This window comes from Trichococcus collinsii (assembly GCF_900107505.1).
In the GTDB taxonomy this organism is placed as follows: domain Bacteria; phylum Bacillota; class Bacilli; order Lactobacillales; family Aerococcaceae; genus Trichococcus; species Trichococcus collinsii.
Genome location: NZ_FNQH01000008.1, coordinates 64,671 through 88,653, shown reverse-complemented (window position 1 = coordinate 88,653; position 23,983 = coordinate 64,671). Strand labels below are relative to the sequence as shown.

Annotated in this window: 24 protein-coding genes, 1 rRNA gene, 1 riboswitch and 1 other annotated feature; of the genes, 1 reads left to right on the top strand and 24 read right to left on the bottom strand. The window is 48.3% G+C overall.

Features of this window, described 5'->3' with window-relative positions; all coding sequences use genetic code 11:
- From BLV66_RS13570 to BLV66_RS13505, 14 genes are all read right to left on the bottom strand, one after another.
- A 16S ribosomal RNA gene (locus tag BLV66_RS13570) occupies window positions 1-119 on the bottom strand; the annotation flags it as partial.
- A 522-nt stretch (window positions 120-641) separates the two neighbouring features.
- A complete protein-coding gene (gene msrA, locus BLV66_RS13565) occupies window positions 642-1,184 on the bottom strand; it encodes a peptide-methionine (S)-S-oxide reductase MsrA (protein WP_218131858.1) in 543 nt (180 codons plus the stop codon).
- 74 nt (window positions 1,185-1,258) lie between these two features.
- Window positions 1,259-2,560: a serine--tRNA ligase gene (gene serS / locus BLV66_RS13560; protein ID WP_086986300.1), complete on the bottom strand. Its 1,302-nt coding sequence runs from the start codon at window positions 2,558-2,560 to the stop codon at window positions 1,259-1,261.
- 52 nt (window positions 2,561-2,612) lie between these two features.
- Window positions 2,613-2,845 (bottom strand) — a binding site (T-box leader).
- Window positions 2,846-2,943: 98 nt separating this feature from the next.
- Window positions 2,944-4,287 carry a serine hydrolase gene (locus tag BLV66_RS13555; protein WP_086986301.1) on the bottom strand — a complete coding sequence of 448 codons (1,344 nt, stop codon included), beginning with the start codon at window positions 4,285-4,287 and terminating at the stop codon, window positions 2,944-2,946.
- 116 nt (window positions 4,288-4,403) lie between these two features.
- Window positions 4,404-5,543, bottom strand: a complete 1,140-nt coding sequence (locus BLV66_RS13550; RefSeq protein WP_245826689.1) for a sensor histidine kinase — start codon at window positions 5,541-5,543, stop codon at window positions 4,404-4,406.
- 56 nt (window positions 5,544-5,599) lie between these two features.
- A complete protein-coding gene (locus BLV66_RS13545) occupies window positions 5,600-6,292 on the bottom strand; it encodes a response regulator transcription factor (RefSeq protein ID WP_086986302.1) in 693 nt (230 codons plus the stop codon).
- Window positions 6,293-6,469: 177 nt separating this feature from the next.
- Window positions 6,470-7,954 (bottom strand): IMP dehydrogenase, encoded by a 1,485-nt coding sequence (guaB, locus tag BLV66_RS13540; RefSeq protein ID WP_086986303.1) that lies wholly within the window; start codon window positions 7,952-7,954, stop codon window positions 6,470-6,472.
- 270 nt (window positions 7,955-8,224) lie between these two features.
- Window positions 8,225-8,911 (bottom strand): DUF1129 domain-containing protein, encoded by a 687-nt coding sequence (locus BLV66_RS13535; RefSeq protein WP_086986304.1) that lies wholly within the window; start codon window positions 8,909-8,911, stop codon window positions 8,225-8,227.
- 350 nt (window positions 8,912-9,261) lie between these two features.
- Entirely contained in the window at window positions 9,262-10,362 is a 1,101-nt protein-coding gene (gene ychF / locus BLV66_RS13530) for a redox-regulated ATPase YchF (protein ID WP_086986305.1), read from the bottom strand.
- A gap of 51 nt (window positions 10,363-10,413) precedes the next feature.
- A complete protein-coding gene (locus BLV66_RS13525) occupies window positions 10,414-10,620 on the bottom strand; it encodes a DUF951 domain-containing protein (protein WP_086628836.1) in 207 nt (68 codons plus the stop codon).
- A gap of 37 nt (window positions 10,621-10,657) precedes the next feature.
- The gene (locus BLV66_RS13520) at window positions 10,658-11,551 is read right to left on the bottom strand and encodes a ParB/RepB/Spo0J family partition protein (RefSeq protein WP_086986306.1); all 894 of its coding nucleotides are present in this window, start codon (window positions 11,549-11,551) and stop codon (window positions 10,658-10,660) included.
- Window positions 11,541-12,305 carry a ParA family protein gene (locus tag BLV66_RS13515; RefSeq protein WP_086628685.1) on the bottom strand — a complete coding sequence of 255 codons (765 nt, stop codon included), beginning with the start codon at window positions 12,303-12,305 and terminating at the stop codon, window positions 11,541-11,543. Before BLV66_RS13515 ends, BLV66_RS13520 begins: the two co-directional genes overlap by 11 nt.
- A gap of 315 nt (window positions 12,306-12,620) precedes the next feature.
- Window positions 12,621-13,337, bottom strand: a complete 717-nt coding sequence (gene rsmG / locus BLV66_RS13510) for a 16S rRNA (guanine(527)-N(7))-methyltransferase RsmG (protein WP_086986307.1) — start codon at window positions 13,335-13,337, stop codon at window positions 12,621-12,623.
- Window positions 13,338-13,473: 136 nt separating this feature from the next.
- Window positions 13,474-14,136 carry an HAD family hydrolase gene (locus BLV66_RS13505; RefSeq protein WP_086986308.1) on the bottom strand — a complete coding sequence of 221 codons (663 nt, stop codon included), beginning with the start codon at window positions 14,134-14,136 and terminating at the stop codon, window positions 13,474-13,476.
- A gap of 349 nt (window positions 14,137-14,485) precedes the next feature.
- On the opposite strand from BLV66_RS13505, the gene BLV66_RS13500 reads away from it, so the two are divergent.
- On the top strand, window positions 14,486-14,842 hold the full coding sequence (locus BLV66_RS13500; RefSeq protein WP_086986309.1) for a GIY-YIG nuclease family protein: 357 nt from the start codon (window positions 14,486-14,488) through the stop codon (window positions 14,840-14,842).
- Window positions 14,843-14,876: 34 nt separating this feature from the next.
- On the opposite strand, the gene thiD is transcribed toward BLV66_RS13500, so the two are convergent.
- From thiD to BLV66_RS13455, 10 genes are all read right to left on the bottom strand, one after another.
- Window positions 14,877-15,659, bottom strand: coding sequence for a bifunctional hydroxymethylpyrimidine kinase/phosphomethylpyrimidine kinase (thiD, locus tag BLV66_RS13495; RefSeq protein ID WP_086986310.1), 783 nt, complete (start codon window positions 15,657-15,659; stop codon window positions 14,877-14,879).
- Between the two features lie 8 nt (window positions 15,660-15,667).
- Entirely contained in the window at window positions 15,668-16,309 is a 642-nt protein-coding gene (locus BLV66_RS13490) for an HAD family hydrolase (RefSeq protein WP_086986311.1), read from the bottom strand.
- Complete coding sequence (gene thiE, locus BLV66_RS13485; RefSeq protein WP_218131857.1) at window positions 16,306-16,995, bottom strand: thiamine phosphate synthase; 690 nt, start codon at window positions 16,993-16,995, stop codon at window positions 16,306-16,308. Before thiE ends, BLV66_RS13490 begins: the two co-directional genes overlap by 4 nt.
- Complete coding sequence (gene thiM, locus BLV66_RS13480; RefSeq protein ID WP_086986313.1) at window positions 16,934-17,758, bottom strand: hydroxyethylthiazole kinase; 825 nt, start codon at window positions 17,756-17,758, stop codon at window positions 16,934-16,936. The genes thiE and thiM overlap by 62 nt, the downstream gene beginning before the upstream one ends.
- A 76-nt stretch (window positions 17,759-17,834) precedes the next feature.
- Window positions 17,835-17,941: riboswitch (TPP riboswitch) on the bottom strand.
- Window positions 17,942-18,006: 65 nt separating this feature from the next.
- Window positions 18,007-18,183, bottom strand: a complete 177-nt coding sequence (locus BLV66_RS15830; RefSeq protein WP_176974284.1) for a hypothetical protein — start codon at window positions 18,181-18,183, stop codon at window positions 18,007-18,009.
- Between the two features lie 61 nt (window positions 18,184-18,244).
- A complete protein-coding gene (locus BLV66_RS13475; protein ID WP_245826690.1) occupies window positions 18,245-19,555 on the bottom strand; it encodes a prolyl oligopeptidase family serine peptidase in 1,311 nt (436 codons plus the stop codon).
- Window positions 19,545-19,778: a hypothetical protein gene (locus BLV66_RS13470; protein WP_143033141.1), complete on the bottom strand. Its 234-nt coding sequence runs from the start codon at window positions 19,776-19,778 to the stop codon at window positions 19,545-19,547. The genes BLV66_RS13475 and BLV66_RS13470 overlap by 11 nt, the downstream gene beginning before the upstream one ends.
- A gap of 206 nt (window positions 19,779-19,984) precedes the next feature.
- Window positions 19,985-21,880, bottom strand: a complete 1,896-nt coding sequence (gene mnmG / locus BLV66_RS13465; protein WP_086986315.1) for a tRNA uridine-5-carboxymethylaminomethyl(34) synthesis enzyme MnmG — start codon at window positions 21,878-21,880, stop codon at window positions 19,985-19,987.
- A 288-nt stretch (window positions 21,881-22,168) separates the two neighbouring features.
- Window positions 22,169-23,560 carry a tRNA uridine-5-carboxymethylaminomethyl(34) synthesis GTPase MnmE gene (mnmE, locus tag BLV66_RS13460; RefSeq protein WP_086986316.1) on the bottom strand — a complete coding sequence of 464 codons (1,392 nt, stop codon included), beginning with the start codon at window positions 23,558-23,560 and terminating at the stop codon, window positions 22,169-22,171.
- Window positions 23,561-23,749: 189 nt separating this feature from the next.
- On the bottom strand, window positions 23,750-23,959 hold the full coding sequence (locus BLV66_RS13455) for a hypothetical protein (protein ID WP_086986317.1): 210 nt from the start codon (window positions 23,957-23,959) through the stop codon (window positions 23,750-23,752).
- Between the last annotated feature and the right edge of the window lie 24 nt (window positions 23,960-23,983).

Genomic DNA, 23,983 nt, shown 5'->3' with positions numbered 1-23,983 from the left:
CACCCGTCCGCCACTATCTTCTCAGTGGAAGCAAGCTTCCATAGAAAAGACCGTTCGACTTGCATGTATTAGGCACGCCGCCAGCGTTCGTCCTGAGCCAGGATCAAACTCTCATGTAAATGTGGACTCTTGTACAGAAATCCTACACGTTAAGCTGATTGCTCTTAATTTTTTGCTGACTTTATGTTTGCGATACAAAGTATCGTCTTCGTTTGCTTCGACCGAAGTCTAAGCTCCTTGCACATTTGGTTCGTTCATTCTTCATTCAGTTTTCAAAGGTCTAATGTGTTGCACGCTCTCACATGACAACTTCTATATAATACCACTTGCGGAACCAATTTGTCAACAACTTTTTCAAAAAACGTTATTTTTATGAATTGGTTCTGAAAGTTCATACGAGCATCAACAGCCGTGGATACTTTTTATGGTTTTCCATTGGGCCTGTCAACGAATATCTATCATACCTGTGCTATCAGTTTTTGGCAAGTCTTTTTTGATTATTTTTACTTTTTTATTGTGTACTGAAAATAGAATCCTTCGGAATAAGCCATTCCTGCCATTCGCAGCAAAAAAAGAAGACTCATTCCAAAGTAATTTCTTCGGAACGGATCTTCTTTACTGTTGTTATCTCGGAAAACTTTCTACTTTTTCCAATGCGATTCGATATACGAATCTCTGCCTGAATGGGAACGATACCCATGATAATGCGCACTGCTTTTTTTGTAGAAATCCTGATGATATTCTTCTGCAGCATAAAACGGTTGTGCCGGTTCGATGGAAGTCACGATTGGTTTAGTGAATTTCCCGCTGTCCTGCAGCGCTTGTTTGGAAGCTTCTGCTATCTCTTTTTGTTCCGGTGAATGATAAAAAATAACCGGACGGTAAGAAGCACCGCGATCTACGAACTGACCCATGGCATCAGTGGGATCTGTCTGCTGCCAGTATACCTCCACTAAATCTTTGTACGGAAACAAAGCTGGATCAAATGTAATTTGGACGGCTTCCGTATGCCCGGTTGTTCCGGCGCACACTTCTTCATAGGTCGGATTCTCTTTATGTCCGCCAGTATAGCCAGAAACAACTGATTCGATGCCCGGAAGGCTATCGAACGGCTTGACCATACACCAAAAACATCCTCCGGCAAAAGTAGCTTTTTCCAATCTTGGTTTTGTCACTTTTATCATTCCTTTCGTACGCATTTTCGTCTGAAATGATTGTATCACATGACCAAAAGCTTACTCGCATATCTTGCTTGCGATCAGCGTTTGTTGCTTGCATTTTCTTTGGTTATTTTCGTGATGCCGCCCATGTATGGCACAAGTGCATCAGGGATCGTGACGGAACCGTCTTCGTTTTGGTAATTCTCAAGTATCGCAGTCACCGTGCGGCCGACAGCCAGCCCTGAGCCATTTAACGTGTGCACAAATTCCAGTTTCCCTGTTTCTTCGTTGCGGTAACGGATTTTCGCACGGCGGGCTTGGAATGCCTCCGTATTTGAACAAGAACTGATTTCCCGATAGGTATCTTGAGCTGGGATCCAGACTTCTATGTCATAAGTTTTGGCTGCGGAGAAGCCCATGTCACCCGTGCATAAAGTGATGGTTCGGTGCGGCAGGTTCAAGCCTCTCAGTACAGATTCAGCATCGTCCGTCATTTTTTCCAATTCTTCATAGGAAGTTTCTGGTTTGCTGAATTTCACCATCTCCACTTTATGGAACTGGTGCATCCTGATCAAGCCTCTTGTGTCGCGTCCAGCACTTCCAGCTTCAGAACGGAATGAAGGACTCATTGCCGTGAAATAGACAGGTAGTTCTGCTTCATTCATGATTTCATCGCGGTAATAGTTCGTCAAAGGAACTTCGGCTGTCGGGATCAGCGTGAAATTGCGCTCATCCGTCAACTGGAAGACGTCCTCTTTGAATTTAGGGAATTGTCCGGTACCGAACATGGAAGCTTCATTCGCCATGTAGGGAGGAATGATTTCCGTGTAGCCATGTTCTTCGGTATGCAAGTCCAGCATATAGTTGTAGCAAGCGCGTTCCAGGCGTGCTCCTAGGCCTTTATAGAAGACAAAACGGCTTCCGGTCACCTTAGCACCACGTTCAAAATCCAGGATATCCAATGCCTCGGCGATATCATAGTGCGCTTTCGGTTCGAAATCGAACGCGCGCGGTGTCCCCCATCTTCTTACTTCCACGTTATCCTCTTCGTCCGCACCGACAGGAACGGAGGCATGCGGCAAGTTAGGCAATCTTGTTGCGATGTAGGTCGTCTTCTCTTCGATTTCATTCAGTTCTTCATCCAACGCTTTGATTTTATCGCCGACTTCTTTCATTTCGGCAATCTTATCATCCGCATTCTCTTTGTTGCGTTTCAATTGCGCAATTTCCTGGGAAACACCATTGCGGTATTGCTTCAGGTTTTCCGTCTCAACGATTTTCTCCCGGCGTTGTGCATCCAATTCCTTGAACGTCACCAACTCTTCCTTTTTAACGCCACGTGCAGCCAACTTTTCTGTAGTGTCTTCAAATCCATCCCTCAAAAATTTTACATCCAACATACTCTTTCCTCCTCATTATGTGTACAAAAATAGCCACTCCATCCCTAGACTAATCTGGGACGAAATGGCTTTAACGTTCGCGGTACCACCCAACTTCAGCCAATCCTAAATAGGTCTGGCTGCGCTTCATTGCGTTAACGGACGGATCCGGAACAATTTAGTCAATTGCTTGTTTTCATTGTTCGCTTCATGTGGGGATTCAACAGGTGAAGGGTCAGTTCTCACCGAACCACTGACTCTCTGGGGCGCTTCACATCATCTACTGGTCACATGCATGGCTTTCTCTATTCAATTAGTCTAAGATTCGATATCCTCATTTTACTGAACAAACCCTATGCTGTCAACAAAGCGGTCGGTCCAAATTAGCCTGCAACTATTCCGGATCAGTCAAAAAATCCTCCGACAAAATCGGATACTGTTTGCCAAGCTTTACCGAGCAAGTCTGCGACAACGCGGCCGCCGCGCACAAAGATATTGGCTTTCTCAACGCTGCTTGCCACTGCGACTTTGACATCCTCAGAAGTCGTTCCATCCAGATAGCCCAACTCGTCGCCTTCGACTGTCACAGCCACGGACCCTACTTCTGTGCCTTTTTCTATAGGCGCTTCAATCTCGCCGTCCTCATTCAGACTCTTTTCCGCCGGTGTGAAAACAGTTGTGAGCGCGAGCTCTTCGGCACCTTTTTCCGTAACGGTCACAAGGTCTTCATTGTAGACAAGCCCGACCTCAGTTTGCTTCCCTTTGGCCACGGTAATCGGTTCTTGCGTGGAAACAGCATCGCCTTTTGCCGCTACCGTCGTCTTCTCGAAGGTCGAGAAGGCATAGTCCATCAAACGTCCTGTTTCTTTAAAGCGTTTGGTGCTCTCATCAGCTCCGATGACCACGGTGATGATCCGCATTTCATCTTGCATTGCGGTACCAGTAAAGGATGCGCCGGATTCCAGCGTTGTTCCGGTCTTCAGACCGTCCACACCTTCACGGTAATAAAACATACCAGGCAACATCACGTTATAGCTATGCATCATGATTTCGTCAGATGTTCCCGCTTGGAAAGCCAACTCCGGAATGGAAGTCGTTTCCAAAACTTCAGGGTAATCATCGATCAGATGATCCGCAACCATCGCGACCCCACGCGCAGTCATTTTATTGTAGCCGTCAGACGGTGCACCGGGATATAGGTTTTCTTCCGCAACATCGCTGTTCGACAAGCCGGTTGCATTATAGAGCTCATAGTTTTCTACGCCCCACTCATCCAACTGAGCCTTCATAAGATCGACGAATTTCGCTTCGGAACCAGCCAAAGCTTCCGCCAAAGCGATCGTCGAGCCGTTTGCTGAATAGATCAATGCGGATTGGTACAGCTCTTCCACAGAATATGTGATGTCCTGACGCAAAGGCACATTCGAAAAATTGTAGTTCTGGCTGACTTCATAGACGTAATCACTGACGGTGATTTGCTTATCCCAAGTCAATTTGCCTTCTTCGATAGCTTCCAGTATCAAGTAGATGCTCAGCATCTTTGTCATTGAGGCTATGCCCAACGCTTCTTCCCCATTTTGGTTGACAAGCACTTTGTCGGTCTCATCTTCTATCACGAAAGCTGCTTTCGCATCGACAGAAGGTTGTTCAGCAGCCAAAGCAACCGGTGCTGCAAATAAGCTGCTCACCAATACAGAGGCAGCAGATAGTGTTCCCATAATCATTTTTCTGTTTTTTATAGTTATCATTGTTTGTAGTTATCTCCAATCAGTCATTTCATTCAGTTCATATACCCTTCTATGTTAGCGGAAATAGTATAAAAAGACAACCAAAAAAAGGAACGTACCCAGAAAGCGTACGTTCCTTATTCCTTAACCGGCGGAGTCTGCTTCAAAGGGAGATGTAGCACGAATTTGGTTTCCGTCTCATCCGATTCCGCATAGATATACCCGCCATGAAGTGTGACGATGCTTTGGGCGATCGCCAGCCCAAGGCCAGCCCCACCGGTTTCTTTCGAACGGGAATTTTCCACCCGATAGAAGCGACCGAACAATTCCTGCAGCGATTCTTCAGGGATACGTTCCCCGTTATTTTTCACGGCAACAATCACCTCAGAACCTATCTTTTCCGCTTCGATATGGACCCAAGTGCCGCCATGCGCATACTTGAGGGCATTGGAAATGAGATTATTGAAGACACGGGCCATTTTATCGACATCCATTTCGATCATCAAAGGACTCGTCTTCATGATCACTTCGGTCTCCATATGGCGTTTGCGCGACTCCAGTTCATAATCTGCGACGATCTGCTCCAAAAAGTTCCCCATATTGATTGTCTTCAACAGCAGCGGAGTCGTCGGTTGCCGCACTTTCGTGTACTCGAAAAGATCATCGACAAGCACCTTCATCTGCAGTGCCTTTGTATAAGCGATATGGATATAACGCAAAGCATCCTCTTCACTCGTGAATTGCTTGTCCTCTATCAACCCTAAATAGCCTATGATGGAAGTCAAAGGGGTGCGGATATCGTGACTGACGTTCGTGATCAATTCATCTTTCGATTGCTCAATTTTCCGTTCCTCTGCCATCGCTTGGACCGTGCTCTCCACCAGCGTATTGATGCTATCCACAACATCAACATAGCTGCCAGCATTGTTTGCATCAATCCGATGATCGAAGTGCCCCGCTGCGATATAATGCAACTCGTCCAGGATATGCGTCAGCTGCATCTGCTTGTATCTCCTGGCCAAACGCCACCCGGTGAAGATAGCCGCAAAAATCGCTGCTATCCATTGGAAAACATTATCGTAAATGGTCAGAAATGCGTCAACCACCATTACGAATCGTCTTAAGGAGGGGATTTCCCTCAAGAAAGCGGGAGGAGTCGCGACCAGCCGGGTAAACATCAGCTCCATCCCGATGTAGAGCAGATAGACGATGCCGAGCGTCAAGGCCCCTTCAAAAACGAGTTCACTCAATTCTTTCTTCTTCAACTTGTTAAACAAAGTTGCACCCTCCCGAATCAGCTGATTTTCCCAGGTCAGCCTGTATATAAGTCTGCCTATTCCCCAATCTTATAGCCTACACCCCATACTGTCTGGATGACTTTCTCACCGCCTGTAGCCTCTTCAATTTTATCGCGAAGATGGCTCACATGTACCATCACAGTTTTGGCCGATACGATACTTTCCTGTTGCCAAACACGTTCAAAAATCTCATCGGCACTGAAGACGCGATTCGGATGACTCGCCAATAAATGTAGGATGCCGAATTCCAGCGCGGTCAATTGGATGCTCTTTCCGTTCAGTGTCTTGACTTCATGGGAATCCTTCTTGATGATTAGCGGGCCTATCTCAATGGAGTCCACCTCTGAAGCGTCCACTTGCATATTCGTCCGGCGCAACAGCGATTTGATGCGGGCCATTACTTCCAGCGGGTTGAACGGCTTGGAAACGTAATCGTCCGCACCTGTCGTCAATCCTTGGATTTTATCCATGTCTGTGGATTTGGCGCTCAACATCAGAATCGGGATCGGATTATTCTGTTCCCGCAACTCCCTCACCACCGATATGCCGTCTTTTTTTGGCATCATCACATCCAAAATAATCAGTTGGATGTCCGCGTTTTCCTCAAGCTTCTGGAAAGCATCGGTGCCGTCATAGGCCTTTATCGGTTCGTACCCTTCATTTTTGCAATAGATGCTCAGTAAATCCACGATTTCCCTGTCGTCATCGACGATCAAAACTTTATTCATATTAGGACAACCCTTTCCCAAAAATATATATTTTCCCTCATCGTACCAAATTCTTCTAAATTTTTGCTTAAGGAAGCATAAAGAAATTCCATTTTAATTATATCAGAAAGCTCCGACAAACCGTGAACATAAAAAAAATGCCCGGGAACAGTGTCCCGAACATTTTATTTCGTGCGCTTATCTTTGGATGGAATAGTTTGGTGCTTCTTTTGTGATTTGGATGTCATGCGGATGGGATTCGATCAATCCGGCACCGGACATCTTGATGAATTGTGCATTATCACGAAGCTCTTGCAAATTAGCTGCACCGACATAACCCATACCGGAACGTACACCACCGAGCAATTGGAAGATGATATCGCTGGCTGCCCCTTTATAGGCTACACGACCTTCGATACCTTCCGGCACCATTTTCTTCGCTTCATTTACGCCGCCTTGGAAGTAACGGTCGCTTGAGCCTTTTTCCATTGCTGCCAGACTGCCCATACCACGGTAAGTCTTGAAACGACGGCCTTGGAAAATTTCGAATTCGCCCGGAGACTCATCCGTACCAGCCAACATGCTGCCCAGCATGACTGCGTGTCCACCGGCAGCCATCGCTTTGACGATATCTCCCGAATACTTGATCCCGCCGTCAGCAATGATTGCTCTGCCGTATTCTCTCGCTACGCTTGCGGCATCATAGATGGCTGTTATCTGAGGAACACCTACACCGGCCACGACACGAGTTGTACAGATGGAGCCCGGTCCGATTCCGACTTTGACTACGTCGACTCCGACGTCAAAGAGCGCGCGGGTCCCTTCAGCAGTTGCTACGTTTCCGGCAATCAAGGTTGCTTCAGGGAATTGTTCGCGGATTTCTTTAATTTTACGGATAACGCCAGCGCTGTGGCCATGCGCTGTATCGATGACAATTGCATCTGCGCCTGCATCCAATAACGCTTGAGCGCGCTCAAATGTGTCACTTGTCACACCTACTGCAGCCGCAACAATCAAACGGCCGTGTGCATCTTTTGCGGAATTGGGAAACTCGATTACTTTTTCGATATCCTTGATCGTGATCAGGCCAGCCAGACGGCCGGTTTCATCGACTAAAGGCAGTTTTTCGATTTTGTATTTTTGCAGAATGGATTCAGCATCTTTCAAAGAAGTCCCTACAGGAGCGGTAACCAAATGTTCTTTGGTCATGACATCGCCGATTGGAACTTGATAATCTGCAATGAAGCGCAGATCGCGGTTCGTCAAAATTCCTACCAACTTGCGCTCTCCCATATCGTTAACGATAGGCACGCCGCTGATGCGGTATTTGCTCATCAGATTCTCTGCTTCAGCAACCAAGTGATCAGGAGTCAGGAAAAATGGGTCGATGATGACGCCACTTTCGGAACGTTTTACTTTGTGCACTTCTTCAGCTTGCGCTTCGATGGTCATGTTTTTGTGGATGACGCCCAAGCCGCCTTGGCGAGCCATTGCGATTGCCATTGCTGCATCGGTTACAGTGTCCATACTTGCGCTCATTATAGGAATATTCAAGTGTAAATTTTTAGCTAAATCAATCGATAAATCCACATCGTTAGGTAATACATGGCTTTCAGCCGGGACTAATAATACATCATCAAAAGTAAAACCTTCTTTAGCGAATTTTGTTTCCCAATTTGACATTTTCGATGAACACTCCTTTTTATTTGTGCTGATTTTTATCATCTAAAATACCACCACCAACAACCTACGTCAAGCGCAAACCTCCCTTTATCATACATTTCTCATATAGAAGCGTTTTTATCGAATACTCCCAATTCGAAACCGCCGAAACGTTCGGAATTAGCACTTGCGTTTACATCCAGGGATTCCTCTACAGTTTTTTTCTGTCAATATACGAAAATAGCCGAGATACAAGTTATATTTGCATCTCGGCCTCCACCAATTGACGGCCTACAAAATGCCGCCCACGATATGATATTTTTTCTTCAGATAAACTTTTGCAGCAAAACCTACACCCGCGATTCCAAGGTATAACCATGCAGGCAAAGCGATATTGATTGTGGCTGGGATAAGCATCATGGAAACAGTCATGATAAGCATCCAAAGCAGCATAGCGCCCGTCGTCGCAAAGACGTATTTCCCGAAACCTTTTTCGCCTTTGGGTGCATCCGGATTCGGCGTGTATTTGGAAATGATGAGCATGGCGATGCCGCCTACGATAAAGTTGAGGATCAAGCTGATCAGACCCATTCCGATTACGTCTTCGCCACTGTTGGTCAGCAAGGAAACGCCTGAAATCATCGCAAAAAGAGACCCCAGCAATAAGCCGCCATCCAAAGCGATCAACCAATCAGTCGAACGGACTTTAACTTCATTATCTGTCGGATTGACCAAGATGTTTGATGCGCACTCAGACACTGTGCCGTATAATTGGCGGGCAGTTTTACCGGTTTTTTGGGCGTCCAACAATTCCCTCATCATTTTGTTGTATATTTCCTCTCTGCGCCCCTCTTCCAGGTTTGCAGCTCTCAAGGTTCTGTCCAGCCCCAGCATGTATTGTTCATTTCTTTTTGTCAAACTCTGCCATAACGCTTTGTTTTCGAACTTCATTTGTTCAACGCTCTTCGTTTCTTCCAATGGTAAATCCTCCCTTGATTACATGCGCATCCTGTTCAAACGTGTTGTGAATCCATTTTTAGAACGGTTCTGAATCCTAGAGTCTGAGCTCAGGATTCATTACACTCTTATAGTTGAACTCTGAAATGCAGGGGATTCCGCCTAAGCTGACATTACGTCACGGACAAACTTCGGCCGTTCTCGTAATGTCCTCTTAGTGCTCATCCCCTCCCGCATTTCATCGTATCCTTTAGTTGAGTTCTGATTCGCAGCTACCGCTCCCGTTTCACACCCAGCGTAGTGAACAAAAGAGGTTCACTTCGCTGGGTGCTCCAACGTCCGGGTATCTAAACGCGAATCATCACATCCTCTTATACGTTGAATCTGAATTCCATTACGTCGCCGTCTTGGACTACGTAGTCTTTTCCTTCAAGTCTTACTTTCCCTGCTTCTTTGGCTGCTTGCATACTGCCGTAAGCCAACAGGTCATTGTAAGATACTGTTTCGGCACGGATGAAGCCGCGTTCGAAGTCGGAATGGATGATTCCGGCTGTCTGCGGCGCTTTCATCCCTAGTCTGAACGTCCAGGCACGGACCTCTTTTTCGCCTGCTGTGAAGTATGTTCCCAAGCCAAGCAGCGTGTAAGCTTTTTGGATCAATTGATCAAGCCCGGATTGTTCGATGCCCAACTCAGAAAGGAATTCAGCTTTTTCTTCATCATCCAATTCAGCCACTTCTTCTTCGATACGGGCACAGACGGTAACAACCTCTGCACCTTCTGTTGCTGCAAAATCGCGGACAATTTTCACCATTTCATTGTCTCCGCCGGCTATTACGTCCTCTTCGGAGATGTTTGCGACATAAAGAACAGGTTTTGTCGTCAAAAGGAACAGGTTTTTCACGTACACTTCTTCTTCCGGTGTAAATTCGATGGTACGTGCGGATTTACCAGCTTCCAGCGTTTCTTTGATTTTATCCAATATCGCTAATTCATAAACAGCATCTTTGTCCTTTGTGCGTGCAATTTTGCTGATACGTGTGTAACGTTTCTCTATGGATTCCAAGTCTGCAAAAATCAGTTCCAAGTTGATGGTTTCGACATCATCCAATGGATCCACTTTACCGCTGACGTGTGTGATGTTATCGTCTTCGAAACAACGCACGACGTGACAGATGGCATCCACTTGGCGGATGTTGGCCAAGAATTTATTCCCTAGACCTTCTCCTTTGCTGGCGCCTTTTACTATTCCGGCGATATCCGTGAATTCAAAAGTTGTCGGGACGGTTTTTTTGGGTTTCACCAATTCTGTTAATTTATTCAAACGTTCATCGGGAACTTCGACTACTCCGACATTTGGGTCGATCGTCGCGAATGGGTAGTTTGCCGCTTCCACTCCCGCTTTGGTGATGGCGTTGAACAAAGTGGATTTCCCGACGTTCGGTAATCCTACGATTCCTGCTGTTAATGACATTTCTTCACACTCTTTCCACTTAATATTGCTAATATTTATTCCTTCAAAGACTTATTCGACAGTTTCTTCTGCCTTAGTCAGTACTTTTTTCATTTTTTTCTCGAATTCACGGCGCGGCATCATGACCATCTGCCCGCATTTCAGGCATTTGATCCGGATATCCATACCCATTCGGATGATTTCCCATGAGTTGTTTTTGCAGGGATGCGGTTTTTTCATTTCCACCACATCATGCAATCCATAATCTTGTTGTACCAAGGCTAGATGCACCTCTTTCTGATGTCTTCGTCTATTCTTAATCGTCCAGGGAAATTTGCAGGATATCCAAAATCCGGGTCAGGTCGGCTGGAGAAAGATATTCGATCTCGATTTTTCCTTTTTCGCCCTTGCTGGATATTTGTACGGATGTCCCGAATTTGTCCATCAAGCGTTCTTCGCTCTCTTTGATGTATACTGGCTTCGTTTCTTTTTTCTTCTTGGTTGTCTTTTTGGCGACATCTCCAGGATTGTTCAGTTGTTGGACCAGCAATTCCAGATGTCGGACAGTGATGCCTTCTTCGGCAGCACGTTTCGCTAATTCACTGATCAACGATTCATCGTTCAAGCCTAAAAGCGTACGGGCTTGCCCCATGGAGACCAATCCCTCTTGCAGCATCCGTTTAACGTCCTGTGGCAGATTCAACAAGCGCAGGTGGTTGGCAATATACGGACGGCTCTTCCCTAATCTTTGGGCTACATCCACTTGCGTAAGATTCAGCTTGTTCATCAAGGTTTGGTAGCCTTCCGCCTCTTCCAGCGGAGTCAGATCCTCACGCTGCAGGTTTTCCAGAATGGCGACTTCGATCATTGCTGTTTCGTCAAATTCACGGACGATTGCCGGGATTGTTGTTTTGCCGGCCAAGCGGGACGCGCGGACGCGGCGTTCGCCTGCAATGATTTCATAACCTTTCACGCTGGATTGGCGCAGGATGACCGGTTGGATGACACCGTTCAGCATGATCGAGTCAGCCAATTCCCGCAAAGTCGAATCATCGAAGGTTTTCCGCGGCTGATAAGGGTTGGGACGGATCTCGTCTAAAGGGATCTCCTGTACCTTTTCTGTCTTTTCATCGATCTTCTCGATATCTTCAAAGTTGCTGAAGAGCGCGTCGATGCCGCGTCCTAGCCCTTTGCTGTTTTTATTCGCCATCTGCTAACACTTCCTTTGCCAACTCAAGATAAACTTCCGCTCCTTTTGAACGGATATCATAGTCAACGATCGATTGTCCATAGCTTGGCGCTTCGGATAAGCGGACATTTCGTGGAATGATTGTCTTGTATACTTTCTCTTTGAAATATTTTTTGACTTCATCAACGACTTCGAAGCCGAGATTCGTCCGGGCATCCAGCATCGTCAATAAGACCCCTTCCAATTTCAGGTCCTTATTGAAATGCTTCTGAACCAAGCGGAAGGTGTTCAACAGTTGGCTCAGCCCTTCCAAGGCATAGTACTCGCACTGGACCGGAATCAATACCGAATCGCTGGCGGTGAAAGCATTGATCGTCAAATGCCCCAGTGATGGCGGGCAATCGATGAAAATGAAGTCGTATTCGTCACGCAACGACTGCACGGCATCATAAAGGCGCGCCTCACGATGCGGTTGATTCGTCAACTCGATTTCAGCCCCTGCCAATTGGATGGTTGCAGGCACGACCCATAGATTTTCCCGCGAGGATTCTCTGATGACATTCTCGATGGGCTCTTGGTTCACTAATACATCATATATATCTTTTTCAACATCTGCTTTTGAAATGCCGAGTCCGCTGGTGGCGTTCCCTTGGGCATCACTATCTATCAATAACACTTTTTTGCCTAAGTAGGCCAAAGAAGCTGCTAAATTGACGGTGGTCGTCGTTTTTCCGACGCCGCCTTTCTGATTTGCGACTGCAATAATCCGTGCCATCTGTTCTCCTCCACTTTCTGTCGTTCATTTGAAGCTGCTGTGCCGCCGTTCCACTTTTTTGCCTAAAAAAAGAGAAAAAACGATACCTGCGCTTTTTCTCCTACGCATTTCTTCAAAATGAATCATCATTTATCGCTCAGTATGTCTATTTATAAAAAAGGCTATAACTTTACCAGACTATTGTAACAAAAAAATTTGGAAAAATATAGGATAGATAAAACCGATGCCATAAAATCACTTTATGCTCGCATCTCAAATCCAAAAAGCCCGGCCTGCCTGCAAAGAAGCAGACGGTCGGGCCGTTCCTTTTTCGATTTACAATGGATTTTTGTTCGGTGTCCCGGCTTTTCTCGGGTAGGTCTTCGGCGTTTCTTTCGTTTTCTTGATCTTCACGATGTGGCGTTCACCTGCATCATTCGGCAGTTCAAAAAAGATATCCTCTTCGAGTTTGCCGCCCAGAGTTGCGATGGCGCGCTCTGCATCGCGGAGCTCTTCTTCAGTGCTTGCCGCTTTCATAGCCACGAAAATCCCGCCTTTTTTCGCCAAAGGCAGACACAGTTCGCTCAGGACGCTCAAACGCGCGACCGCACGCGCCGTCACCACATCGAATTGGCTGCGGAATTTCTTGTTCTGTCCAAAAGTCTCAGCACGGTCATGGAAGCAAGAGACCCCCGTCAAACCCAGTTCGGAAACCAGCGTTTCCAGGAAGGTGATCCGTTTGTTCAATGAGTCCACGATCGTCACCTGCAATTTCGGGAAGGCGATTTTGAGGGGGATGCTCGGAAAACCGGCGCCAGCGCCGACATCGCAAAGCGTGACTTCCTCTTGGGTGAAATCCATATGGAATCCCAATGAAATCGAGTCATAGAAATGCTTCAGATAGACTTCATCCGGCTCGGTGATGGCCGTCAGGTTGATTTTTTCGTTCCATTCGCGCAACAAGCGCAAATAAGTTGCGTATTGTTCGAGTTGCGTTTCATTCAAAAGGATCCCTTTTTCGGCAAGGGCCTCAGCAAATTGTTCTGGATTCATAGGTGTTTCCTTTCATCGTTGGCTTCGTCTGTTTTTCTACTCCTCTACTTTATCCTGAAAGAGCGGTCTGTACAAGGGCTAAATCAACATTAAAGCCGCCGTCCCGAATAAAGGACAGCGGCTTTTTAAAATCTATTTAGGAATCAAGCAGACTTGCGATGATGATTTCCAGTTCCACAAAACAGTTGGCGATGCGATCGGGATTTTCCGCGCGCAAGGTTTGGGCGGAACTCCCTCCCCAGGTGATGCCGACGGTCTTTATGCCTGCCATTTTGCCCATCTGCATATCATAGATGGTATCACCGATCATCACGGTTTCTTTTTTCGCCATCGGGATTTTCTCCCAAGCGGTGAAGATGCCTTCCGGATTCGGTTTGTGCTGGTCCATATTTTCCAATCCGATGACCACTTCCATCAGGTCCAACAGATCCACTGCAGAAAGACTGCGCAACAAAGCTTTGGTTGCTTTGTTCGAAATCACACCCAGATGGTGCCCGTTCCCTTTCAGTTCCATCAAGGACTCCCGCGATAAATCGTATGGTTCCAACAGCATATTTTCATATTTTTCGTATTTGTCCCAAAAGACTTCCATCAGCTTATCCAGCTCGACCGGAGAGAGTGCATACTGCTTCAGATAGCCGGTAAACTTCACAAAATGGGGCTTCCCTCTATCCTCACGCAGTTGCTCAACTGTTGGGGCGGGATAGCCGAATTGTTCAAATGTATCCATTGTAGCCATTTCGCTGATTTTGCATGTTTCTGCCAAGGTACCGTCAAAATCGAATAATAGTAATCCCATCTTCCATCTTCCCTTCGATCGCGAATATGAACTGGATGCGGACAACAGCGGTGTAACCCACTATTACGCAAAAACTCAAAATTCCGAATGTTCACTATAATCAAAATTATAACAAACAAAAACGACAGAATAATGAGGGTTTATTTAGAATTTGGAAAGAATTCCCTATTTTTCACTATCTTAAATCGCTTATTTCCGAACGTTAGGAGATAGACGATTAATTAATGTACTGAATTTACCCGTCCGGCTCTTGCCCGTTGTTGTCTCTCCCTTTGGATAATGGCAATTGACGGAATATCAAAATTTGCGTATGCTTTTGAGTAAACCCATAAAGAGAGTTGGAAGCGAAATGGAACAGAAAAAAGAACTGCGTCGCCAATTTGAAGAGGTTCCTATCGAAGCCGGCGTTTACGAAGTAAAGAACACTGAAAACCAAAAGATTTTCATCGGCAAAACCCCGAACCTGAAGACTTTGAACGGTATGAAACACATTTTGAATATGGGGGCGAACAACAACAAGGTGCTTCAAGCCGATTGGGAACACTTCGGGCAGGACGCCTTCGCCTTCACGATTTTGGAAGTGCTGAAAAAGAGCGAGGACCCTTCCTTCAATGAGAAGAAAGCCTTGGGACAGCTGGAGGAAAAATGGCTGAGCGACAAGCACCCTTTCGGGGAACGCGGCTACAACCGCAAGCCTAAAGCATAAAAAAGAAAACAAGCGCTCGCGCCTGTTTTCTTTTTTAGTTGATGCGGTAAGCGTGATTAAGCGGGCCGCTGCCCTTGCCCAGATCCATTCCGTCATGGAGTGCGCCGGTGATGTAGGCTTTGGCCTTGCTGATGCTCTCTTCCAGTCCGTGACCTAAAGCCAGATTCGCTGCGATGGCTGAGGAAAGTGTGCAGCCGGTGCCGTGCGTATTCGGGTTTTCGATCCGCTCCGACTCGAACCAGCTGACTTTTCCGTCCATAAAGAGCAGATCGTCGGCGCTGTCCTTGAGATGGCCCCCCTTCAGGAGCACACTGGTTCCCGCTGCTGAAGCGATGCGGTCCGCTGCTTCCAGCATATCCGCCTTCGTCTCGATTTTGAGACCGCTCAGCACCTCTCCTTCCGGCACATTCGGGGTGATCACATCAGCCAACGGCAACAACAGAGTCCGCAAAGCCTGGCTGGCATCGTCCTGCATCAGGCTGCTGCCGCTTGTGGCCACCATGACCGGGTCGACGACGATATTCTCCGCTTTGTATTCGACCAGCTTCTCAGTGATGACTTTGATGATTTCGGCATTCGACACCATGCCGATCTTCACCGCATCCGGCCGGATATCCTGGAAGACGCAATCCAGCTGCTGCGCCACAAATTCGGGCGTCACTTCCATGATTCCGGCCACGCCTGTCGTGTTCTGTGCCGTCAGCGCCGTGATCACACTCATCCCATAGACTTTATGCGCCATCATCGTCTTCAGGTCCGCTTGGATCCCCGCTCCGCCGCTGCTGTCCGAGCCGGCGATCGTCAATACTGTTTTCATATTTTTGCTCATCCTTTCCAATCCGAAAATGAATAGATGTACTGCTCCGTCAACGCTTTGATGCGCTCTTTATCCTGTGCCGCCGTCTCATCATAGACGCCGACTACCCGGAAACCGGCTGCCGTTGCCGTTTCGATGGCATGCAGAGCATCCTCAAAGACGACGGTCTTCGTTGCGGGAGCCCCAAGCTGTTCGAGCGCCCGCTGGTAAATGAGCGGATCCTCTTTTCCTACTTTAACTTCACTGCTGGTCAGGATTGTGCTGAAATATTTCCGGATGTCCAAACGCTCCAAAGCGCTCTCGGCCAAATTTCTTTCGGTCGCAGTGGCGATGCACATCTTCACATTCTGTGCCTGCAATTGCTGCAGGTATTCCGCTACGCCAGCTTTAAGCGGGACTTCATAGCGGTAAAAATCAGCAATCAGCATTGCTATTTCCGAAAGGATTGTTTCTTCGGCTTCGTGCAATCCGTAGGCCGCTTGAAAATGTTGTGCGGCTTGCTGCAGGCTCATCTTCTTCAACGCATCTTGCAGCCCTAGAGCCGGCTGCAACTTTTTCTGAAGCAAGTAATTTTCTCCCAATCCTTGCCAGATCGGCATGGAATCCAGCAGCGTCCCGTCCAGATCGAAGATGGCTGCTTCCAGTTTCATGATTGCACCATCGCTTCTGCTAACGGGCGCAGCCTTTTCACTGCCGCGGTTATGTCAGGCTGCGCAAAGATAGCGGATACGACGGCAACCCCATCGATGCCGCTGCCCTTCAGGTTGAGGATATTCCCTTCAGCGATGCCTCCAATTCCCACAACCGGTATGCTCACCGCCTGGCAGATCTGCTGTAGCGTTTCGATCGACAGCGTGTCGACATCCAGCTTCGTCGCTGTACCGTAGATGGCGCCAACGCCCAGATAATCGGCCCCGTTCCGTTCCGCCGCCAGCGCCTCTTCGACGGAATGGGCAGATACGCCCAGAATTTTCTCCTCGCCGATCCGGCTACGAACATCTTCCGCCTGCATATCGCTCTGCCCCACGTGGACGCCATCCGCATCCAGCGCCAAGGCCACATCGACGGCATCATTGATGATGAAGGGAACGCGGTGGCGTTTGGCCACGGCCTGCAGTTCCTTGCCCAGGGAGACAAAGGCGTCGAAGTCCAGTTCCTTCTCCCGCAACTGCACGACGGTAACGCCCGCATGGATGGCTTCATCAAGCTGTTCCGCCAAAGACGCATTGCCCAGCCATTGGCGATCGGTCACCGCATAAAGCAGCAAATCATTCTTATCTACTCTCAATTTTAGCGCCCCCTTCCAGTTTTTCGGCCGACATCTTGCTGATTTCATCGATGATGTAGCTGCGGTAGGATGAAGTTCCTGTGGCATTGCTTATCATCCTTTCGTAAGCCAACTCGCCGCTGACTCCCATCAGGCATACCGCTGCCGCCGTGGCATCCAACAACTGCTCCGGATTCGCTCCGCAATAGGCTGCGATCAATGCCGACAGCATGCAGCCGGTTCCGGAAACCTTCGCCATCTGCGGATGTCCGTTGCGGATGATGTAGGCTTTGTCCCGATCCGCGACGATATCGATCGCGCCGGTAATCGCGACTACGGCATCATTCCGGTCGGCCAAGTGCTTAGCGAACGCGACAGTTGCCTCAAGCGTCTCTTCCGTCACAGCATCACTGATGTCAGCATCGACGCCTTTCGTCGTGCCGCTGCCGGAATGGATCGTCTTCATTTCCGAAATGTTCCCTTTGATCACGGTGAAGGCAATGTCCTCCAGCAATCTGAAGGTCGACTCAGTCCTGAAAGGGGATGCCCCTGCACCGACCGGATCCAAAACGACGGGATGGGAGAGCGCATTGGCTTGGCGCCCCGCCAGCAGCATCGACTCCACAGCTCGGCTGTTCAGTGTTCCGATGTTCAGATTCAGGGCGGTACAAATGCTTGTGATATCAGCTACTTCCTCGGGGGCATCCGCCATGATCGGGGAACCTCCGGCTGCCAAGAGGACATTGGCGACATCATTCACGGTGACGTAATTGGTGATGCAGTGGACCAGCGGCGTCTGTTGCTGTACATTTTCGAATAGCGTTTTGAACATGGGTTACCTCCAAATAGTTTGTTTGATGCGACAAAAAAAGCGGGAAATGTCCGAATAGGCATTTCCCGCTGAATAGAATCATTCAATGTTATTTCCCTACGTTGGCATTATCCAAATCAGGTAATAGGTCGAAGTTGATTACTTCCTCTCAGCCTGCTGACACAAGCTCCCTTTTTTCGTATGCAGTTATGTCATCATCTTAGCATATGCGCCATCCTTACTCAAGGATGATTTTTGATGATGCTTTTTTATTTGGATTGATCGTTGAGCCACTCGAAAATATTTGTGTAAGTGGTTTCGCCGACTGTCGCTGCAGCCGCGCCGCCTCCGGTAGCGTTGCTTGCTTCGAAGCCGAATGTTTCAGCATCCGCAGAAGCCTCGATCACCTCTTTGTCCTGAACGCCCGTTACCTGGTTGTTGAACAAGTAGATCCAGGCGAAGTGGCCTAGGTAAGTAGTGCCCGGACTGTTCGTTCCTTCAACCGTTTCAAAGTAGGAAACCCAAGTGTTTTTCAGCTCCTGACTGGACGAGTGCTTGGTAAGTTGGCAACAGATAGTTCCTAGGCACGACAACCGGATCATCAGCGGATTGGACCAACCAGATCGGCAAGTCTTTGATTGCTTGGATTTTTTCTTCCGTAAACCAAACTTGCTCTGTTTTGACAAAACTCGATGTTCCGGTAGCTTCATCATTCGTTTTCACGTACGTGCCGTCGCTGTTACGCTCATATTCATAATAAGCATAAGCCTCACAAACGGGATAAGCCGCTGCAAAATAGTCAGGATATTGGATGGCCATATTCATGGTCATGTAGCCGCCGTTCGAACAACCGCCCAGATAGATGCGGTCGGTATCGACATCCGGATGGGTAGCGACATACTCATCGATCGTGTCCATCAAGATTTCTGTGTATCGGGAGACGCCGCTGCCGTTGCCGTTCGTTCCGTCCCCTTCATCCATCCAATAAGTAGGCGTTTGGACGGTCAAAACGTAGGCCCCAGTCACGTCATCGGTTTGGAAATAGGACTGGATTTCCTCTTTTGCCAAGGCGGAAACTTCATTTCCAAGTATAGCGATATCGGGATCAGTTCCGCCTTCCCCTTGACCGTGCAGCCAGATGACCAACGGATTCGCTTCCCCTTCGGCAAGTCCTTCCGGCTCATAAGCAGCTGTCGAAAGCGTCAATTCTTCTTCTAGATCCGTCATCGGATTCGCATAAGTGCCGGTGAAGGACCCTCTGGCGGTGAACAAATCGGTATCCGGGGAGATGCGGTTGTTCACGGCATCCTCAGTGATGCTCAAAGAGTAGAACCCATCGTCGATCGTGATCGAAGGCGCAGCGATTACGACCTCATAAACTGGGGACCATTCATTCATCGATGTCATTGTATTGTAGGTGAACGGGGATCCGACCACGCTGAAGGTTTCATCATTGAAACTGGTTCCCATATCGATTGCGATGAAGTTTGAGTTTTCCTGCGGGTTCCCGTTTTCATCGGCAGTGTAGACGTCCGTCACCGTGCGTTCCGCCCCGGCCGTCATGACCTGCCAGCCACTCGGATCGACACTATCGACCGCATCCTCCAGCTCGATGATGAGCTTCGGCACGCCCGGTCCTCCTTCATAGCCTTTCACATAGATGCTGGTCTTGACGACGCCAGCGTAGGCATCGGCTGATTGCACACTTTCTTGCTGTTCTGGATCCTGTTGATCCGCCGATTCTCCGGAACCGCAACTGGCAAGCAAACCTGCCGTTATCCCTGATGTAAAAATAGTGCTGCATATCTTACCTCTCATTCCCTGATCCCTCCATTGAATCGATGACAAGGATATCGTCGGCATTCGTTTCGTAGAAGGCCCCAGTAATGGTGAATTCGCTGATTTTTCCGGACATCGTATAGCTGATTTCCAATGATTTGTGCCAATGGGCAAGGACGCTGGAATCCTTCCGTTCGTTGTGGAGAATGTAGAACACCGGAAGTTCCCGATCCGGTTCGATGATTTCATGGTGGTAATGCATCTGTCCTCCCGCCTCTCCTTCCTTGTTCAGTTCACGTTCCATTATACTATAATTTGTTCTTCGAAAATGACGGAAAATGCGGACCGAACTCCGGCGAAGCCTCCGCTCACCGGAGGAAAAAAGCGGAGCCCTCGACCACGGAAAGTCTCACACAGAAAGTTAACGGACAACAGCAAAAACGAGGCTGTCTCGAGACAGCCCCGTTCTTATTCTGCGATTTTAGCGATTTTACCTTGGGTTACGTAGACCATCAAAACGGAAATATCGGCTGGGTTGACGCCGCTAATCCGGCTTGCTTGGGCAATTGTTTCCGGTTGGATCTTCTTCAGATTTTGTTTGGCTTCGTTCGCGATTCCGTTGATTGCATCGTAATCGATGTTCGCAGGGATGCGTTTTTCTTCCATTTTTTTCAGTTTATCCACTTTTTCGGCAGCTTTCTTGATGTAGCCTGCATATTTGATCTGCACTTCCACTTGCTTGATGACATCTTTCGGTAAGGCTACTTCAAACGGCGCAAAAACGATCAGATCTTCATATTTCAATTCCGGACGCTTCAGCAGGTCGGCAAACAGAATGCCGTCCTTCAGCGGAGCGGATTTTTGTTCCGTAAGGAAAGCCTGCAGTTCTTCAGTCGGTTTCAGACGGGTTTTTTCAAGGCGGGCGATTTCCTTTTCAACGGCCTGTTTTTTCTCCAGGAATGTTTCATAGCGTTCTTCCGTCACCAAACCGATTTCGCGGCTCATTTCGGTCAAGCGGAAGTCGGCATTGTCATGGCGAAGCAACAGACGGTACTCGGCGCGTGAAGTCAACAAGCGATAAGGTTCCATTGTTCCTTTGGTCACCAAATCATCGATCATGACGCCGATGTAGCCATCGCTGCGTTTCAGGATCAAGGGTTCTTTCCCTTGTACAGCCAAAGCGGCATTGATGCCGGCGACGATGCCTTGTCCGGCAGCTTCTTCATAACCGGATGTGCCGTTCGTTTGGCCGGCAGTGAACAAGTTCTTCACCAATTTTGTCTCCAAGGAAAGGCGCAACTGATGCGGTTTTACGACATCGTATTCGATGGCATAGCCTGTCCGCATCATTTGGGCATTTTCCATCCCCGGTACGGAACGGATCAGATCAAGCTGAACATCTTCCGGCAATGAGGTGGACAACCCTTGCACATAGACTTCTTCGTTTTCGCGGCCTTCAGGCTCAAGGAAGAGCTGATGGCGCGGCTTGTCGCTGAAACGGACGATTTTGTCTTCGATCGACGGGCAATAACGCGCACCTACGCCTTCCACGATACCCGTGAACATCGGCGCCCGGTGGAGATTGTCGCGGATTATTTCATGGCTTTCCGGACTCGTATAAGTCAGCCAGCAGGATAATTGATCTTTCAGATAGTCTTCATCTTTGGAAAGGAAGCTGAAATGGTTCGGCTCAACGTCACCGGGTTGTTCCTCGGTTTTGGAATAATCGATGCTCGAAGCCATCACCCGCGGCGGCGTGCCGGTCTTGAAGCGCGCCAATTCAAATCCCAGATCAAGCAGATTTTCGGATAACTTGATGGATGGCTGCGAATTGTTCGGTCCTGAAGAATAAACCAAGTCCCCGATGATGATTTTTCCTCGGGAAGAGGTTCCGGCTGTGATGACGACAGCCCCAGCACGGTAAACGGCACCTGTATGCGTCACTACGCCCTTGACTTCGCCGTCTTCTACGATCAGTTCCTCAACGATGGCTTGCTTCAAAAGCAGGTTCTCCTGTTTTTCGATGGTATGCTTCATATGATGGGCATAGTCATCCTTATCCGCTTGTGCGCGCAATGCTTGGACTGCAGGGCCTTTCCCTGTGTTCAGCATACGCATTTGGATATACGTTTTATCGATGTTGCGTCCCATCTCGCCGCCTAATGCATCAATTTCTCTTACGACGACACCTTTCGCAGGCCCGCCAATGGATGGATTGCAAGGCATAAAGGCGACCATGTTCAAATCGATCGTAACCAGCATCGTGCTGCATCCCATACGCGCAGCGGCAAGCGCTGCTTCGGATCCAGCATGTCCGGCTCCTACAACAATCACATCAAAACTTCCAGCTTCAAATCTGTTCATTTTTCCATTCCTTTCATTTTTGCTATCTATTTGTTGTTATCATTTTAGTTGAACTCTGAATTGCAGAGGGTTCCGCCTAAGTTGACATTACGTCACGGCCAAAAAACGGCCGTTCTCGTAATATCCCCTTAGTGCTCACCCTCTAAACACAATTCATCGTATCCTTTATAGTTGAGTTCTGATTCGCAGATACCGCTCCCGTTTCACACCCAGCGTAGTGAACAAAAGAGGTTCACTTCGCTGGGTGCTCCAACGTCCGGGTATCTAAACGCGAATCATCACATCCTGTTATTTTCCAAGACAGAATTGTGTAAATAGTTGGGTGAGGAGTTCGTCTTGGACGCTGTCGCCGGTGATTTCTCCGAGGAGATCCCAGCAACGGGTGAAATCGATCTGGACGAGATCGATCGGCATGCCTGATTCGATGCCGCTCAGCACTTCATCCAGCGAATCCATCGCATCATTCAACAGCGCGATATGGCGGACGTTGGATACGTAGGTTGCATCCGTCTCGCCGGTTTCCCCGGAGAAGAACATCTTCGTAATCTGTTTTTCCAGTTGGTCCAGGCCGGTTTCGCTCAGCATCGATGTTTCGATGATTCTTTCAGGATCGCTCCAAGGTTCCAACTCACTGGTTGTCATCTTCGCTTCCAGATCCATTTTGTTCATAAGGATGATGCGGTTCATGTCTTTCGTGTCTTCCAGAAGCTGTTTGTCCTCTTCCGTCAGCCCTTCGTTCTGGTTGATCAACAGGAGAATCAGATCCGCTTCAGCCAAGGCTTTCCGGCTGCGTTCGACTCCGATTTTTTCCACGACGTCATCCGTTTCGCGGATGCCCGCAGTGTCGATCAGCTTCAACGGAACGCCTCTGACGTTCACATATTCTTCGATCGTATCGCGGGTGGTGCCGGCGATGTCCGTAACGATGGCTTTCTCTTCACGCAACAGGCGGTTCAGCAAACTGGATTTCCCTACGTTCGGGCGGCCAATGATGGCTGTCTGAAGGCCCTCGCGCAGGATCTTCCCTTGCTTGGCGGTATCCAACAGATGCTGGATGTGCCCGCGCACTTCAATGGTTCGTTCCTTCAATAACTTCGTCGTCACTTCCTCGACGTCATCGTATTCCGGATAGTCGATATTCACTTCTACCTCAGCCAATGTGTTCAGGATGATCTGACGGATATCGCGGATCATGCCGGACAGTTTGCCGTCCAACTGATGCAGAGCCACATTCATGGCACGATCGGTTTTGGCACGGATCAAGTCCATGACCGCTTCGGCCTGCGACAGATCGATCCGGCCGTTCAGGAAAGCACGCTTCGTGAATTCCCCTGGCTCGGCCATGCGGGCGCCGTTCTGGAGAATCGTCTGCAGAATCCGGTTGACGCTCACGACACCGCCGTGGCAGTTGATTTCCACGACATCTTCGCGGGTGAAAGTCTTCGGTCCGTGCATGACGGAAACCATGACCTCGTCGATCATATCGCCTGTGCGCGGATCATAAAGGTGACCGTAATTGATGGTGTGCGTGGCGACGTCAGCCAAATGCTTTGTCCCGGATCGGTATAAGGCATCGGCTATCTGGATCGCTTGATCCCCGCTCAGACGCACAATCCCGATGGCCCCTTCCCCAGGCGGCGTCGAAATGGCGGCGATGGTATCAAATTCATTTATAATCATTCATTATCGTCCTTTCTCGGTTGTTTCAGCGTACAAAAAAAGCGCACAATCCTCCCCTTCGTTCAAGCGGGAGGAAAAGCACTTTGACTGCATTTCATTTTGGATATTCTTTTCAGCTTACTATAAATAGATTTCTAGCCGATTATACAAGCAATGCGAACGCAATGCAAGCATTTAACGGACGTTTTCTCATTTCATCATCAGATAGGCCGCACTCAATAAACCTCCGGCGACCAATAAGATTATTACGTTGCGGATGTATTTTTTCCTGTTCACATAGACGCGCAAATGGATATGCATCAAATCCATCACACCCAACACAATAATCATCACCACACCCACAAATCCTACGATCAAAGTAATCATCGATGCGATGAACAACAACTCACTGATATTCACGGAAATCCTCCTCAAAATTTTACG